Origin of the sequence: Vibrio sp. SCSIO 43136 (assembly GCF_023716565.1) — a bacterium.
GTDB lineage: Bacteria > Pseudomonadota > Gammaproteobacteria > Enterobacterales > Vibrionaceae > Vibrio.
In genome coordinates this window covers 2572732-2589148 of the sequence record NZ_CP071848.1, presented here as the reverse complement: position 1 = coordinate 2589148, position 16417 = coordinate 2572732, and the positions used below count along the sequence as shown (strand labels likewise).

The following is a 16417-nucleotide window of genomic DNA, read 5'->3' as shown; positions in this document are numbered from 1 at the left end:
TTCCTGAGAGTCTGAGTAGAATAGGCGCAATTAGAACAAAGCAATGAGCAATTCAATGAAAATACTGTTAGCAAACCCTCGCGGTTTCTGTGCTGGTGTTGACCGTGCGATCAGCATTGTTGAACGAGCACTAGAAATGTATCAACCACCGATCTACGTTCGACATGAAGTGGTACATAACCGATTTGTGGTGGAAGGATTAAAAGAGCGTGGCGCAGTATTCGTTGAAGAGCTGCATGAAGTTCCTGATGACAACATCGTGATTTTCTCTGCTCATGGCGTCTCGCAAGCGGTACGAAAAGAAGCCAAAGAGCGAGAGCTGACAGTATTTGACGCTACTTGCCCACTGGTTACCAAGGTTCATATGGAAGTGGCTCGTGCGAGCCGAAAAAATATGGAAGTGGTTTTGATTGGTCATGCGGGTCACCCAGAAGTAGAAGGTACCATGGGGCAGTACGCCAGTGCGACAGGCGGTATGTATTTGGTGGAAAACCCAGCCGATGTGGAAACCTTGCAGGTCAAAGATCCAACCAACCTGCACTACGTGAGCCAGACAACGCTCTCAGTGGATGAAACCGCAGACGTGATTGAGAAGCTGCGTGAAGTGTTCCCTGAAATCCAAGGTCCACGTAAAGATGATATCTGCTACGCCACTCAAAACCGTCAAGATGCAGTGAGAGAGTTAGCAGAAAAAGTGGATGCCGTGGTTGTAGTTGGCTCGAAAAACTCTTCTAACTCGACTCGTTTGAAAGAATTAGCAGAAAAGCTGGGTACGCCAGGCTATTTGATTGATTGCCCAGAAGCAGTTGAAGATAGCTGGTTTGAGAGCGCACAAAATGTGGGTGTCACAGCGGGAGCTTCTGCCCCTCAAGAGCTGGTGGACCAAATCGTAAAGCGCATTCAATCGATTAAAACCAGCGAAGTTGAAGAGCTGAGCGGTCGTGAAGAGAATATGTTCTTCGAGGTCCCGAAAGAGCTCCAAATCAAACAGATTGATTAGCTTCGTTATTTTCTACCAAGGGCTCTTATTGAGCCCTTTGTTTTTAAAAGAGAAAGTTAACGATATATATCAACAGCTTCTACACTTAATGGATGTGGCAGTAAAAAGGAACCCGAATGAAAAATTCACTATTGGTGATGATACTCAGCGCCAGTTTGATGGGCTGTGTGGCAAGTGATGCCGATTATGCCAAAGATGATAACTGGTTTGAGATTGGTTATAGCGACGGCATCAAGGGGCGCTCAGAGCGAACATACAGTATGCTCGCCAAACTTGGACAGGTAAATCAGGATGATTACTCTCGCGGCTATTTAAAAGGTGTTGACGAGTTTTGTAACCCTAACCATGCCTTTCAAATCGGTCTGTCTGGAACCTATTATGAAGGCGTTTGCGAAGGCACTGAGGATGCTCAGAAGTTTCGTATGGAGTGGCAGCGTGGCTGGGATCAACGTGACTGAACCTTTAACGCTTTAGGTTGAGTAGCCGACTGAGCGATAGGCTGAGACTTAGCCAGCAGGCGTTCAAGTTTTTCAGGTGGAACAGGCTTAGAAAACAAGTACCCCTGATACCTATCGCACCTTTCTGACTTTAACAGCGATAGCTGTAATTCACTTTCGACCCCTTCGGCGGTCACTTTCATATTCAGGTTATGTCCCATTTGCACTATGGTCCGGATCAACATGTGTGCTTTGGGCTCATCAACACATTCATCAACGAAAGATTTGTCGATTTTAAGTAGGTCGACAGGCAGTCGTCGCAAGTAACTTAAGCAAGAGTAGGCGATACCAAAATCATCGAGCACAATTTGCACCCCGAGGTTGCGTAGCTTGTGGCAAGTGGCAACGGTACGCTCAGATTGAGACATGATGGCTGTTTCAGTGATTTCGATTTGCAGCAGCTTGCCCGGGAAGTTATTGTTTATCAAAGCATCTTCTACCACTTGATACATGTCGTCATAGGCTAGTTGCACCGTAGAAACGTTAACCGAGATTGGGCACTGATAGCCTTTGTCTAACCACTCTCTTCCCTGCGCACAAGCGGAGTTAATCACCCATCGTCCGATGGCCAAAATGTGCTGAGTATCCTCAGATACAGGGATGAATTCGGCAGGAGAGACCCAACCTAGTTTACGGTTGTGCCAACGAATCAAAGCTTCCGCACCATGCACTAAGTCAGTCTTAATATCCACCTTAGGCTGATACATCAAACTGAATTCATTGCGTTCTATTGCGTTATCGAGGCCTTTTTCTATATTGAAGCGACGAGCTTGCCGCTCTTGCATGGCTTCATCAAACCAGAGGTAAGATTGATTACTGATGCCTTTGCATTTCTCTAGTGCGAGTTCAGCCGATTGTACCCAGCCATCGATATTTTGAATGCACTGTTGGTAGTCAGCAATACCAATACTGATGCTGATTTGGTAGCGACGACCATCGAGGGTAAAATTGAGGGCGCTCTCAGCGGTCAATATTTGGCACAGTGCTTCAATTTGGTCACGTTCAGTCTTGAGCGCCAAAATACAAAATTCATCACTGCCTATTCGGTAAATCGACATTGTGCTTGTTAGCTTACTTTGCAGCCTTTTCGCTAATTGGCGCAAAATCTCATCGCCAGCACTGTGGCTCAAGTTATTGTTAATGCTTTTGAACTTGTCGATATCGATATGCAAAAGGGTATTTCGTTCGATAGTCGGTAAGCTGTGTAGGCGACGATAAAAAGCGCGCCGATTGCTTAACTTAGTCAAGTGATCCGTTTCGCTATCGTGTTTAAAGCTCTGAGCAGTTTTACTCGATAGCTGCTGAAAGAAAGTCATGACACAGGCAAACCCTGTGATCACTAAGATCTCGATGGCATCTTCAACAAACTCAGAGAAATCTTTAGGATCGAGTGCTGGCAAATAGAGAGACAGTATGATCAAACAGATTAAGACCGGCCAAAAGGTTCCGGGGAATAGGGCCAGATAAATGAGAGGAATGAGGATAAAGCTTTCTTCAACCGTATCAAGAGCGTACGGCTCGACTAACCCTCCGATGACAATCACAGCCAGTGCAGTCACACTCGCCCAGATCTTGAGGTTTGCTTGAAAGTAGCCAAGATAAAGGGCAATCGGGAACAGTAGATACAGTAATGCGAAGGTACTTTGAGTGCTAACCAGCACGTATCCAACCCACGCACTGGCCACTACAAAAAACACCATCGCTAACCGATGTAACCAAACATCAGAGGCAATATTTGTCATCTACTACCCAATCTCATACTTGCTATCTAAAAATATTAGCAGGTATTTCAGGCAGTAAAGGTTAGATTTTCCTACCTAGATCGCAGCTTTTAATCTTGATTTTGATGATGGTCGTCAACAGCGTGACGAAGAAAGCCTTGCTTGTTATTAAGCTGTCGTTGAGCGCTCTCTTTATCAAGTCCCGTCAGTTGGATCAATATTGCCAATTTGACATCGTAATCTGCCATTTCTAGTACCTGTTTGGCATCTTCACGCTCACATTCAGTGGCTTGCATCACGATACGAACGGCTCGAGCCACTAGCTTTTCGTTGGTCGCCTTCACGTCAACCATTAGGTTTTGATAACTCTTACCAATACGGATCATACTGGCGGTGGTGAGCATGTTGAGTACCAGTTTTTGCGCGGTGCCTGCTTTCATGCGGGTAGAGCCAGTCAGTGCCTCTGGGCCTACCACAGGGCAAATGGCAATTGCAGCTTGCTGTGCAATTGGGGAGTCTGGATTGCAAGCTACTGCTACCGTGGTGGCGTTAATACTGTTGGCGTAATCTAGAGCACCAATCACGTACGGCGTTCGCCCACTCGCAGCAATGCCAACGATCACATCATCTTGCGTGGCCTTGATGCCTAGGAGGTCTTCCATACCTAAGGATTTAGAATCTTCAGCGCCTTCTTTAGCTTTAAACATGGCATCTTGGCCGCCAGCAATTAAACCAATCACCATATTACTATCTACACCAAATGTAGGCGGGCACTCAGAAGCATCCAGTACTCCAAGGCGACCACTGGTGCCTGCGCCAAGGTAAATCAAACGACCTCCACGTTGAAAAGCCTTAGTGATGGCTTCCACCGCCAGAGTAATCTGTGGCAAGACTTTTTCGACGGCTAAGGGCACCTGTTGGTCTTGTTGATTGAGCTTGGTGATGATCTCTTTAGCTGAGAGCAGGTCGATATCCATGGTTTCTGGGTTGCGCCCTTCAGAAACCAGGCTAGACAGTGCGTTAAGTAATGCATCATTTGCCATAGTTTTTCCTTTAATTTGCCGAGTAGATGACGCCTAGAGAAACAGGTCGAGAGGCACCTGTGACGTCGGGAAGGTTACTCGGTAAGTTATGTATTTTTCGATAGGCGAGCCAAGCAAACGCCATCGCCTCCATAAATTCACTGCTGATACCAAATTCATCAGTTGTAGTGACATGCCAGTCTTCAAGCTGGGCAGTAATTCTCTCTACCAATAACGGGTTGCGGCTACCTCCGCCACACAACAATAGCCTTGGCGCAGGACCTGATTGATGGTTCATTATCGCTTGGCTAACGGTGATTGCTGTCAGTTCAACTAAAGTGGCGAGCATATCATGGTTCGATATTGGTGTAGTGAGCTTGCTCTCTAGCCAGTCAAGATTAAAGTGCTCGCGCCCAGTGCTTTTAGGGTAGGCGGCGCTAAAGTAATCTTCCTGTAATAGCTGCTCTAAAAGCTTGGTGTGTATTTGCCCTTGGCGTGCGAGCTTGGCGTCTTGGTCGTATTGCTGGCCAAGACGAGATTGAACCCACGCATCGAGCAGCATATTACCCGGGCCAGTGTCGTAGCCGACCACTTTTTTCGACTCCTGAGTGCGAGGTGGAATGACGGAAATATTGGAAATCCCCCCGATATTTAGCACCACGACGCTGGAATCAGCGCTACCAAACAGCTGCTGGTGGAAAGCGGGTACCAGCGGTGCACCTTGCCCGCCAAATGCCATATCTAAACGGCGAAAATCTGCGACTGTGGTAATGCCCGTCAGAGCAACAATGAGGTTCGCATCTCCTAGTTGGGTAGTGAATGGCGTTGCTCCCTGCGGCTGATGAAAAACGGTTTGGCCATGATTGCCAATCGCACGAATATCGCAAGATTCGAGCTGATACTTTTCCAGAAGTCGATTGACTGCGTCGGCGTAGAGCTTGCCCAGTAGGTGGTCGAGCTCGCCCACTTGTTGAATGGTCGTGTTTTGGTTGAGACTTAAACTGAGCAGGCGCTGTTTAATTGGGGTAGGGATCTCAACAGAAATGTGTCCCAGTAGCTGAGGCACATCATGTTTCATTTCTGCTTCTTTGCTTATTTCGACTAAAGCACAATCAATACCATCAAGGCTGGTGCCCGACATGATACCAATATAACGCTCTGACATAACACTACCCTCCAAAAATCTGCTTAAGCCATTGTAATAGAAAATCAAAGCGAATAATCTGCCAAAGTCTGTTTTTAACCAAGTGAGAATTGCTATGGGACCCTTGTGGCTAGATGTTGATGGTTGTGAGTTAGATGCCGAAGAGCGCGAACTGCTAGAGCATCCGTTAGTTGGCGGTGTAATTCTGTTTGCCCGAAATTATCATGACAACGAGCAGCTCATCGCCTTGAATCAATCAATACGAAAAGCGGCAAAACGGCCGATACTGATTGGTGTTGACCAAGAGGGTGGACGGGTTCAGCGTTTTAAACGCGGATTTAGCCGTATTCCTGCAGCAGCTGAATTTGCAAAACAAACCAATGGTGAGCAACTGGCGAAACAAGCGGGTTGGCTGATGGCGGCTGAACTTATCGCACATGATATTGACCTCAGCTTTGCGCCAGTGTTGGATCAAGGGTTTGATTGCAAGGCGATTGGAAGTAGAGCGTTTGGTGAAGATACCCAAACCATCATTCACCACAGCAGCGCTTTTATGCATGGCATGAAATCTGTTGGTATGGCGACCACAGGCAAACACTTTCCTGGTCACGGTGGGATAATTGCAGACTCGCATCTAGAAACACCTTATGATGATCGCAGCGACATTTTTGAACAAGACATGGCTATCTTTAAAGCGCAGCTAGATGCAGGTTTGCTTGATGCCATGATGCCCGCACATGTGATTTACCCAGAATTTGATAGTCAGCCAGCCTCGGGCAGCGCTTTTTGGTTGAAACAGATACTGAGAGAAAAGCTGGGTTTCAAAGGCATTGTGTTCTCAGATGATTTGGGCATGGAAGGGGCGAAGATCATGGGCTCCGCTGCAGTTCGTGCTCAGCAATCACTAGATGCTGGATGCGATATGATTCTTATGTGCAACCATCGCCCATCGGCCGTAGAGGTGCTCGATACGCTTGAGGTCACCCATGTACCTAAAGCTTTAGGTTTGCTTAAGACCCAAAGCTTCTCGCTCAATGATCTCCAGCGTAGCACGCAGTGGCAAGATGCGGTGGAAGCTATGATTCCTTTGATAGATAACTGATTCTAAGATGAAATATCAAAAGATTTAAAAAGCCCCCTCACCAACTGGTGAGGGGGCTTTGTCGATCTAGAGACTCAATCTATTATTTTAATGAGCGTTTAGCTAGGCGGTTTTTACGTTGGTTGGGCTCTCTTCTTTGTCCCCCGGTAGCTCTTCTTCACCTTTACCTTTTGAGGTTTTAATTACTAGCGCTGCAACGGCGATAGCAAACACAATACCTGCAATGGTTGAGATGTTGATTGGCAAACCAAAACCTAGTGTGCTGCTACTCAAGATGAAGCTCACACATACCGTGGTCATAAACATAGCTGGTACCGTGGTAATCCAGTGCAGTTTGTTATGACGAAGTAGGTAAGCTGAAGCTGTCCACAGCATCATGACCGCTGTTGATTGGTTGGCAAAGCCGAAGTAGCGCCAAATTACACCGAAATCTACTTGCGTTAGAATGCCGCCAATAACAAACAGTGGTAGTGCCATCATTAGGCGGTTACGCAATGTTTTTTGCTCCATGTTGAAGTACTCAGCAAGGATCAAACGGCTTGAACGAAACGCAGTGTCACCCGAGGTAATCGGCAAGATAACTACACCTAGGAAGGCTAAGATACCGCCAAACACACCCAGCAGGCCAAATGAAGCGCTGTATACAACGTTACCAGGGCCACCATTTGCAACAGCATCTGCAAGTGATTCAACTGAGCCGAAGAAAGAGAGTGCTAGGGCACACCAGATAAGCGCTATTGCACCTTCACCGATCATCGCACCGTAGAATACAAAGCGGCCGTTTTTCTCATTTTCCATACAGCGCGCCATCAATGGAGACTGAGTTGCGTGGAAGCCAGAGATCGCACCACACGCAATGGTGATGAATAGTGCAGGCCATAGTGGCAAGTTGTTTGGATTCATGTTGGTGAACATGTCACTCACTTCGTAGCCACCCATAATTGAGTGCTCGTCAGACAAGCCAATCGCAGTGATAAGGCCTACCGACATGAAGATAAGTAGTGCGCCAAACAGTGGGTAGAAACGACCGATGATTTTGTCGACAGGGACTATGGTTGCGATGATGTAGTAAGCAAAGATAGCAATAACCATCGCCGTCATCGGAATGTTGGCACCAGTTTGGTCATTGACTAGGTTTGTTAGCATGCCAGCAGGTGCAGATACGAATACCACGCCAACCAACAAAAGCAGGACAATGGCAAATATGTTCATAAAGTGTTTTGCGCCATTACCTAAGTACTTACCTGTAATCGTCGGCACTGAAGCTCCGCCATTTCTTACTGACAACATACCAGAGAAATAGTCATGTACTGCACCGGCGAAGATACAACCGAGCACAATCCACAGCATCGCTGCAGGGCCATATAGAGCACCCATGATCGGGCCAAAAATTGGGCCGACACCTGCAATGTTTAGTAGCTGTACTAGGTAAACTTTTTTGTTAGACATTGGCACATAGTCAACACCATCTTGCTTAGTGTAAGCAGGGGTTTTGCGCTTTTCGTTGATACCAAAAACTTTCTCAACGAAAGTGCCGTAAATAAAGTAACCACCGATCAAAGCGGCGATACAGGTAAGAAACCACATCATCATTCACGTCCTTAGTTCATTAATTATTGTGTTCAGCATTGATCTTAAACGCTGCTTGTTGAGTGTTCAGTCAGTGATGAAGTGAGTGGTCGCATTCTCACCTAAGTGGTGTTTAGTGAGATTAAGTGGTTTTGGCGCTAAGGCGAGTGGGAATGAAGTGTGATATAGAACTGAGAGCTCGATCAAATCGAGCTCGTACTAACCCGATCAGTGAAAGCCAAGAGTCTCTTTAAGGCTCTTTAAATAACGTCGACTGACCGGGACGCAGTGGTCACTTTGAGTGACTATTTCAGCCAGTCCATTCTCAAGCAGTTTGATTTCTCGAATCGCTTGGGTATTGATTAAGTACTGGCGATGGCAGCGTAGTAGTGGGGTCTTCTGCTCAAGTACTTTAAGCGTTAGTTGACAGGTGGCGCTTTGGTCTGCGGTTTGTACATGCACACCGCTGATATCACTATAAGCATATTCAATATCGGCCAGTGCAATGATCACTATCCGGTTTAGCCCACTACAGGGCACTTGGGTCAGCTCGCTAGGAGTTACTGGAGTGAGGTCGATAGGCTGCTTAAGCTGGTGGGTTTTGAGCAATCGAGCTATGCATTTCTCAAGACGCTTAGGCTCAACGGGTTTTAACAGGTAGTCAAAGGCGTTCTCTTCGAACGCTTGGATCGCATATTGGTCATACGCTGTGACAAATACCACATAGGGCATGGTTTCCGGATCTAACATCGCCAACAGTTCCATGCCACTGATTTGCGGCATGTGAATATCCAAAAACACCACATCGGGTTTGTGGCAGTTGATGGCTTTAAGCCCTTCGATGGCATTACTGGCCGTGGCGATAATATCAAGTTGCCCAATTTCTGTGAGCAGTTCGCCAAGCTCATCTCGAGCTAGCTGTTCATCATCAATGATGATTGCGGTCAGCATACTAATCCTCTTTTGTTAGGTCGCTAGGAAGTAAAAAACTCATCCGTGTGTACTGCTGTGGCTTAGATTCAATCTGCAATGCCGAACCCTTGCCTAACCGTTGGATAAGGCGTTTATCAACGATTTCTAGCCCTAAGCCACTGTGTTGCTCTGGTGGTTTTTGATATAGGCCAGCATCATCTTCCACCACCATTAAAACCCCGTGTGGTACAAGCTTGGTGTAGATACGTATTTTACCGCCATCGAGCTGCTGACTGATACCATGCTTAATCGCATTTTCGACCAGTGGTTGCAAAGTAAAGCTCGGAATGTAGAGCTCAAGATATTGAGGTGCAATATCTACCTCGACTTCCAAGCGATCACTAAATCGCGCTTTTTCAATGGTGAGGTACGCATTAACATGGGCAAGCTCATCTTTAAGCTGCACATGCTCGATGTTTTGTTTGAGGTTGCTACGGAAAAACTGCGATAGGTGTTGGATCAGTTGACGAGCTTTATCTGGGTCTTTGCGTGTAATGGCACTGATGGTATTGAGCGCATTGAACAAGAAATGAGGGTTAACCTGAGCGTGCAAGAGCTTGATTTTGGCTTGGGATAGTAAAGTCTGTTGCTGCTGGTAGTCGCCATAGAGCAGCTGGCTTGAGAGTAGTTCGGCGATGCCTTCCGCCATCGACATGTTGATGGTCGAGAAAAATTTATGCTTAGGCTCGTAGAGCTTGATGGTACCTACCACTTCAGAGCCTTGGCGTAGCGGAATGATCAACGCCGAGCCAAGTTTACACTCGTCAGAAATTGAACACTGGTACGGACGCTCGACGCCATCGAGGTAGATGATGTCGTTTTTGCTAATGGATTCGAGCGTGCTTGGTGAGGAGATCGGTGTGTCGGGCTTATGGTGATCATCGCCAATACCGACAAAAGCCAAAATCTTATCGCAATCGGTGATAGAGACCGCCCCAACTTTCGTTTCTTCGTAAACAATTCGAGCGATTTTATCGGCGTTGGTTGGGGTTAAGCCCGAGCTTAGTACGCCCACGGTGCGCTCGGCAATCAATAATGCTCGCCGAGAGAAAGCGGCAGAGTATTTTTCTACAATGGCTTTCCTATCAAGCAAAATACTCATAAACAGCATCGCACCAACGGAATTGGCGATAATCATCGGCGCTGCGATGGCGCTGACTAACCGATAAGCATCATCAAAAGGCTTGGCGACTGCTAAGATAGTGATCATCTGAATGATCTCAGCGACCAAAGTGACGCAGAACACCATCCACGGGTTAAATAACCATTCACTCTTATCCTTACGCACTAGGTAACTGTGCATTAAGCCGCCAACTAAACCTTCCAAGGTGGTGGAAATGGCGCAGGCGAGATCGGTAAACCCTCCTAGGGTATAACGGTGCAACCCACCGGTTAAGCCGACCAAAAAACCGATCACCGGCCCACCAAATAGTCCCCCCATCACAGCGCCTATGGCGCGAGTATTAGCAATGGCATCGTTGATCTGTAAGCCAAAATAGGTCCCCATGATACAAAACAGCGAGAACAGTACGTAGACACTGAACTGGTGCCCTCTACGCTTGGAAATGCTCAACAGAGGCAAAACCAGAGGGGTTTTACTCAGCAGGTAGGCGAGCACCAAATAAACACACATCTGCTGCAATAATGAAAGAATCAGATCCACGACCTTACTCCCGAAGAAATTTTAACCGTCAAATTTCGATATTAGCATTTAATGTAAATTTAAATTTACACTAAATGTTTTTTATAGTTTACACTTGCAATTCATTTTGACGCTGTTAGTTTATGGGTATTGTTTTTGGTTAGCCCATAAAGGAATTATGGGTGTAAATAAAAAATTACAGGTCTAGTGATGCAAAAAAGTGAACTTAGCAATATCCATATCAGTGAAGAACAGGTACTGATCACTCCTAACCAACTTAAAGATAAGATACCACTTAGTGATAAGGCTCGCCGTTTTATCGCCCAGTCTCGTAGCGAAATTGCTGACATCATCAAAAAGAAAGACCATCGTCTACTCGTGGTTTGTGGTCCATGTTCGATTCATGATGTTGATGCCGCCAAAGAGTACGCAAAAAAGCTTAAAGCTTTGTCTGAGAAGGTTGATGATCAGCTTTACTTGGTGATGCGTGTTTACTTTGAAAAGCCTCGTACCACAGTCGGTTGGAAAGGCCTTATCAATGACCCTCATCTAGATGGCACTTTTGACATTGAGCATGGTCTGCACGTGGCTCGACAACTGCTGGTGGATCTGGCAGAGATGGAAATCCCTCTAGCGACAGAAGCACTCGACCCAATCAGCCCTCAGTACCTAGGCGATACTTTCAGCTGGGCGGCGATTGGTGCTCGTACTACTGAATCACAAACTCACCGTGAAATGGCTAGTGGCCTTTCAATGCCAGTGGGCTTTAAAAACGGTACAGACGGTAGCCTAGCGACGGCAATTAATGCTATGCAAGCGGCTTCTTCAGGTCACCGCTTCATGGGGATTAACCGTGAAGGTCAAGTGGCTCTTCTAACCACTCAGGGTAACCCTGATGGTCACGTGATTTTACGCGGTGGTAAGCAGACCAACTACGACTCAGTGTCTGTGACCGAATGTGAGCAAGAAATGGCAGGAAAAGGCTTGGATGCAGCGCTTATGGTGGATTGTAGTCATGCTAACTCACGTAAAGACTTCCGTCGTCAGCCGTTGGTGGCTGAAGATGTTATTCATCAAATCCGTGAAGGTAATAAATCAATCATCGGCCTGATGATTGAAAGTCATATCAATGAAGGCAATCAGCCATCTGATCTGCCGTTGAGTGAAATGAAGTACGGCGTATCTATCACAGATGCATGTATCAATTGGGACTCAACTGAGGCACTATTGACCCATGCGCACAAAGAGCTTGTGCCGTTTTTGCAAGATCGGATCAAATAAGAACAGGGTAGTAGCGGATGGCCGCAGTACTAAATGAATTGAGAGACCAAATCGACCTGGTCGATAAACAAATGGTGGAACTGCTGGCGCAAAGACTTGCGCTAGTGGAGAAAGTCGGTGAAGTAAAAAGCCAACATGGCTTGCCGATTTATGTACCTGAACGTGAGGCGGCAATGCTTGCCTCTCGTCGTGAAGAAGCGGCTAAGCAAGGTGTACCACCTCAGCTGATTGAAGATATTTTGCGTCGCACGATGCGAGAGTCTTATGCCAGTGAGAAAGACTCAGGGTTTACCTGCTTAAAGCCTGAGTTAGGCACTGTGGTTATCGTCGGTGGTAAAGGACAGTTGGGTAGCCTGTTTGCCCGCATGTTCCGCCTGTCTGGTTACGAGGTGAAAATCTTAGGCAGCCAAGATTGGGATGATGCCGAAGCGATTTGCGCAGGTGCAGGCCTAGTGGTGGTGACGGTACCAATTCATTTAACCGAAGGCGTTATTGCCAAACTGCCAACCTTGCCATCTGAGTGTATCTTGTGCGACTTAACGTCAATCAAGTCGAAGCCGCTGCAAGCCATGATGGCTAACCATCAAGGCCCGGTAGTTGGCTTGCACCCTATGTTTGGCCCAGATGTACCAAGTTTGGCAAAACAGGTGGTGGTTTGTTGTGATGGTCGCCAATCAGAGGCGTATCAGTGGTTACTGAAACAAATCGAGATTTGGGGAGCGGTGGTTTGCCCAATTGATGCTGCTGAGCACGATCACGGCATGACCTTGATTCAGGCACTGCGTCACTTCACCTCATTTGCTTACGGCTTGCACCTGTGTGGTGAGCAGCCAGATTTATCTAAGCTACTGCAACTGAGCTCGCCTATCTACCGTTTGGAATTAGCAATGGTTGGAAGACTGTTTGCACAGGACCCGAACCTCTACGCTGATATCATCATGTCGTCAGAGCAGAATATTGAGATGATCAAGCGTTTCCATCACTGCTTTGGTCAAGCGATTGAGATGCTTGAAGGCAGTAACAAACAAGCGTTTGTCACTGCATTTGATGAGGTATCTGACTGGTTTGGCGATTACTCTCAGCAGTTTATGGACGAAAGCCAGAAACTACTAAAACAAGCGAATGATGCGATTCATCGCCCGAGAGATTAGACCTTTGCAATAAAAATAGCGGCTGATTAGCCGCTATTTTTTTGTCTCAATTTTTGTATTAGGTTAACACGCCCTAGTTACTTGCAGTATCAGGCAGAGTCACTTCTTTGGCATCTTGCTGCTTGGTCAATAGCACCTGCTGCTGAACCACTTTATTGACGATAGCCAGTAGAGATTGCCATTTAATGCTTTGCTCTTTCTCAAACAGCTCTTCAAAACTCTCAGGGCCCCATTGAATGAAGTTAGCAGGGTTGAGCGTTCTGCCTAAGAAGCGCACTTCATAATGAAGGTGAGGGCCTGTTGAGGTGCCCGTATTACCGCATAAGGCAATCAGGTCGCCTTTACTGACAAACTGGCCGCTACGCACTTTGAACTTGCTTAGATGAGCGTAGGCTGTCATAAAACCGAATGAATGACGAAGTTTGAGGTAGTTGCCATAGCCTTTGTTGCTAGGACGAGTAAATTCTACGACACCATCCGCCGGAGCAAATACCGGTTCGCCGATTTGGCAAGTCATATCATAACCACGGTGAAAATGGCGTTTACCCGTCACTGGGTGGCGGCGATAGCCATAGTCAGAAGAGATGCGCTGATAACTCATAGGGGTTTGGTTCGGTAGCAAGCGGAATAAAGTCGTGCGTACTGCTGAATCGACTGCTGCTGCATCAATACGCGCTTCCAAGCTTTGCTCATCGATTGGGGTTTCACCAAGCCCTAACACACTCTCTACGTCATTAACGCGTTGGCCTAGCGAGACAATCTGACTGTTTTTGTCTTCCAATTCGCTGGCTAAGGTGTGATTGGAGATCACTTCAGACTCGTACAGCGTTCTAAACTGTTCGCTTTTCTCATCTAGATAAGCGATTTGCTGCTGAGCGGCATCGAAGTTGCGGGTCATTTTGTCGACTTGGACTTCCACGTACTCTTGGCTGCTGATGTGTTGCTGATAAAAGTAAACCGCCACCGCAGGAGAGGTAGCAATAAAAAGCAAAAAGGCCCAAACGGCCTTTCTTGATAGAGAAAACTGCTCAACCCCATTTTTGGTCGGGATGGAGAAAGTAATGTGTTTACGTTGCATGTATCGGACTAATCAGCGCCCAAATCAGACAATTGTTCAAGCTCGCGGTGTAGAAGTGATTCATCACCTACATTGAGCTCAACCAGACGTTTGAGATGGCTAATGCTATCTATATCAATGTGTTGAATACGGAGTCGGATAGAATTGTTATCCATGCCGACAATTTCGGCTTGCAATGATATCACAACATCACTATCAGGTAGGGTAAAACTTACACTGACAGGAAGTTTGTTGCTTAGAAGAACAGTATCTTCTGTGGCGGCTAATAGCAGTCCATGCAGGGACAGGTCGCGAATAGAAGTTTCAAGACAGACGGTGTCTTGGCGTACTTGCACAGGGGCTTGGTAGATGATTCTGGAAAATCTGCGTCGCTCGATCATGGGGTTCTCTCACTACAAATCGTTACTTTCATCATAGCGTTTGTTGCCTAGTCAGCCACCCATATCAGCCAAATTTGTGAGACTGTTGGCGAGCAAGAATGAAAAAAGCCACACCTTGTCAGGTATGGCTTTAACACGCTTCAAGTGGAGAGCATATTACTCTTCGCTTGTTTTCTCTTGTTCTTTTTCTTTAGCTTCTGTTGCTAAGTCGAACACCTGATTGTCAATCAAACGCGCTTTGCCAAGGAAGACGGACATCAAGATCACCGCTTGGGTGGATTCGGCCGAGATAAGCTGCAAGGTTTTTGCGTCACGAACGAAAATCTCATCTGGCTGAAGATCGGCTGCACGCAATTGATCGGTAGCGTCTTCAATCACAGAGCTGTAGTCGCTGCGACCACCACGGATCTGACTGCTGATCCAACGCATAGTGCGAGCCACAACAGGCGCACGCTGACGCTCATCCATAGTGAGCAGACCATTGCGAGAGCTCATGGCGAGGCCATCCATTTCTCGAACGGTTGGAACACCGATGATTTCGATATCCATCGCAAGGTCGGTTACCATCTGGCGGATCACGGCCAATTGTTGGAAGTCTTTCTCACCAAAGCAAGCCACATCAGGTTGTACTATGTTGAATAGCTTAGTCACTATGGTCGCAACACCTCGGAAGTGACCTGGGCGAGAAGCGCCTTCAAGCATGGTCGATAGTCCTGGGACTTCAACGTAAGTCTGCTTATCTAGGCCTTCTGGGTACATGATTTCAGGCGTTGGCGTGAATACCATCTCTACCGCTTCGCCATTCAGCTTGCTGAGGTCTTCTTCAAGCGTACGCGGGTAGTTGTTTAGGTCATCCGCACGCTCAAACTGCATCGGGTTGACGAAAATGCTCACTACAACAACATCAGCATGCTCACGTGCTTTGCGTACCAGTGTTAGATGACCTTCATGCAGGTTGCCCATGGTTGGGACAAACGCTACGGTGCGGCCTTCGCGCTTACACTGTTTAATTTGCTCGCGTAGTGAAGCAATGTCAGAAAAAGTTTGCATGTATTGTCCTTAGTTAAAGGTGTGCTCAGGACCAGGGAAAGTCTGGCTCTGGACCTCTTCCATGTAGAGTGCAATGGCTTTACGCATGTCGCCTGCTTCAGCAAGGAAGTTCTTAGAGAACTTTGGAATGTAATTCGCTGAAATACCAAACATATCGTGCATCACAAGGATTTGACCGTCAGTGTCGTTACCTGCGCCAATACCAATAACAGGGATGGTTAGGCGCTCTGTGATGCGTTTCGCCAGTGATGCTGGAACGCATTCAAGTACCAATAGTTGGGCACCTGCGTTTTGCAGTGCAATAGCGTCTTGAACAATTTGTTCTGCACGCTCTTCATCACGGCCTTGGATCTTAAAGCCGCCAAAAATGTTGACTGACTGAGGCGTTAGGCCAAGGTGAGCACACACAGGCACGGCACGCTCAGTTAACATGCGCACAGTTTCACACAACCACTGACCGCCTTCAAGCTTAACCATGTTTGCGCCAGCCTGCATTAATTTGCCAGCGTTTTCACAAGCTTGCTCAGGCGTTGCGTAGCTCATGAATGGCATATCGGCGAGCAGTAGGCAGCTTGGGCTACCAGCACGCACACAGCGTGTGTGGTAAGCGATATCTTCAACGCTTACTGGTAGGGTAGAAGTTTCGCCTTGCAGAACCATACCTAGAGAATCACCAACCAGCAGAAGAGGCATTTCCATCTCTTCAAATAGCTGGCCAAAACTCGCATCATAGGCGGTAGAGGTTGCAAATTTACGACCTTCTTGTTTCCAGGCCATCAGTGTATTAATAGTGACGTTTTTCATTTTT

Annotated in this window: 15 protein-coding genes; 5 read left to right on the top strand and 10 right to left on the bottom strand. The window is 47.0% G+C overall.

The window, feature by feature from the left end; genetic code table 11:
• Positions 1 to 43: 43 nt before the first annotated feature.
• Both ispH and J4N39_RS12195 read left to right on the top strand, forming a co-directional pair.
• Positions 44 to 1000, top strand: a complete 957-nt coding sequence (gene ispH, locus J4N39_RS12200) for a 4-hydroxy-3-methylbut-2-enyl diphosphate reductase (RefSeq protein ID WP_252019775.1) — start codon at positions 44 to 46, stop codon at positions 998 to 1000.
• A 116-nt stretch (positions 1001 to 1116) separates the two neighbouring features.
• On the top strand, positions 1117 to 1458 hold the full coding sequence (locus J4N39_RS12195) for a DUF2799 domain-containing protein (protein ID WP_252019773.1): 342 nt from the start codon (positions 1117 to 1119) through the stop codon (positions 1456 to 1458).
• Here J4N39_RS12195 and J4N39_RS12190 read toward each other — a convergent pair.
• The 3 genes from J4N39_RS12190 to J4N39_RS12180 all read right to left on the bottom strand — a co-directional run bounded on the left by J4N39_RS12190 (position 1446) and on the right by J4N39_RS12180 (position 5405).
• Positions 1446 to 3239 carry a putative bifunctional diguanylate cyclase/phosphodiesterase gene (locus tag J4N39_RS12190; protein WP_252019771.1) on the bottom strand — a complete coding sequence of 598 codons (1794 nt, stop codon included), beginning with the start codon at positions 3237 to 3239 and terminating at the stop codon, positions 1446 to 1448. The genes J4N39_RS12195 and J4N39_RS12190 overlap by 13 nt on opposite strands.
• Positions 3240 to 3328: 89 nt before the next feature.
• The gene (murQ, locus tag J4N39_RS12185) at positions 3329 to 4261 is read right to left on the bottom strand and encodes an N-acetylmuramic acid 6-phosphate etherase (protein ID WP_252019769.1); all 933 of its coding nucleotides are present in this window, start codon (positions 4259 to 4261) and stop codon (positions 3329 to 3331) included.
• A gap of 10 nt (positions 4262 to 4271) precedes the next feature.
• The gene (locus tag J4N39_RS12180) at positions 4272 to 5405 is read right to left on the bottom strand and encodes an anhydro-N-acetylmuramic acid kinase (protein WP_252019767.1); all 1134 of its coding nucleotides are present in this window, start codon (positions 5403 to 5405) and stop codon (positions 4272 to 4274) included.
• Positions 5406 to 5499: 94 nt separating this feature from the next.
• Between J4N39_RS12180 and nagZ the strand changes: the two genes are divergently transcribed.
• A complete protein-coding gene (gene nagZ, locus J4N39_RS12175) occupies positions 5500 to 6486 on the top strand; it encodes a beta-N-acetylhexosaminidase (RefSeq protein ID WP_252019765.1) in 987 nt (328 codons plus the stop codon).
• A 102-nt stretch (positions 6487 to 6588) separates the two neighbouring features.
• On the opposite strand, the gene J4N39_RS12170 is transcribed toward nagZ, so the two are convergent.
• From J4N39_RS12170 to J4N39_RS12160, 3 genes are all read right to left on the bottom strand, one after another.
• Positions 6589 to 8076: a carbon starvation CstA family protein gene (locus J4N39_RS12170; protein ID WP_252023728.1), complete on the bottom strand. Its 1488-nt coding sequence runs from the start codon at positions 8074 to 8076 to the stop codon at positions 6589 to 6591.
• Positions 8077 to 8283: 207 nt separating this feature from the next.
• Positions 8284 to 9006 carry a two-component system response regulator BtsR gene (gene btsR / locus J4N39_RS12165; protein WP_252019762.1) on the bottom strand — a complete coding sequence of 241 codons (723 nt, stop codon included), beginning with the start codon at positions 9004 to 9006 and terminating at the stop codon, positions 8284 to 8286.
• 1 nt (position 9007) lies between these two features.
• Positions 9008 to 10690 carry a sensor histidine kinase gene (locus J4N39_RS12160; protein WP_252019760.1) on the bottom strand — a complete coding sequence of 561 codons (1683 nt, stop codon included), beginning with the start codon at positions 10688 to 10690 and terminating at the stop codon, positions 9008 to 9010.
• A gap of 189 nt (positions 10691 to 10879) precedes the next feature.
• Between J4N39_RS12160 and J4N39_RS12155 the strand changes: the two genes are divergently transcribed.
• Together J4N39_RS12155 and tyrA are read left to right on the top strand one after the other, a co-directional pair.
• A complete protein-coding gene (locus tag J4N39_RS12155) occupies positions 10880 to 11950 on the top strand; it encodes a 3-deoxy-7-phosphoheptulonate synthase (protein WP_252019758.1) in 1071 nt (356 codons plus the stop codon).
• Between the two features lie 17 nt (positions 11951 to 11967).
• Complete coding sequence (gene tyrA, locus J4N39_RS12150; RefSeq protein WP_252019756.1) at positions 11968 to 13101, top strand: bifunctional chorismate mutase/prephenate dehydrogenase; 1134 nt, start codon at positions 11968 to 11970, stop codon at positions 13099 to 13101.
• 73 nt (positions 13102 to 13174) lie between these two features.
• Here the strand turns inward: tyrA and J4N39_RS12145 are convergent, their stop codons facing one another.
• From J4N39_RS12145 to panB, 4 genes are all read right to left on the bottom strand, one after another.
• On the bottom strand, positions 13175 to 14179 hold the full coding sequence (locus tag J4N39_RS12145) for a M23 family metallopeptidase (RefSeq protein ID WP_252019754.1): 1005 nt from the start codon (positions 14177 to 14179) through the stop codon (positions 13175 to 13177).
• A gap of 8 nt (positions 14180 to 14187) precedes the next feature.
• Positions 14188 to 14559 (bottom strand): PilZ domain-containing protein, encoded by a 372-nt coding sequence (locus J4N39_RS12140; protein WP_252019752.1) that lies wholly within the window; start codon positions 14557 to 14559, stop codon positions 14188 to 14190.
• Positions 14560 to 14715: 156 nt separating this feature from the next.
• On the bottom strand, positions 14716 to 15609 hold the full coding sequence (panC, locus tag J4N39_RS12135; protein WP_252019749.1) for a pantoate--beta-alanine ligase: 894 nt from the start codon (positions 15607 to 15609) through the stop codon (positions 14716 to 14718).
• A gap of 9 nt (positions 15610 to 15618) precedes the next feature.
• Positions 15619 to 16413 (bottom strand): 3-methyl-2-oxobutanoate hydroxymethyltransferase, encoded by a 795-nt coding sequence (gene panB, locus J4N39_RS12130; RefSeq protein WP_252019747.1) that lies wholly within the window; start codon positions 16411 to 16413, stop codon positions 15619 to 15621.
• Positions 16414 to 16417 lie beyond the last annotated feature (4 nt).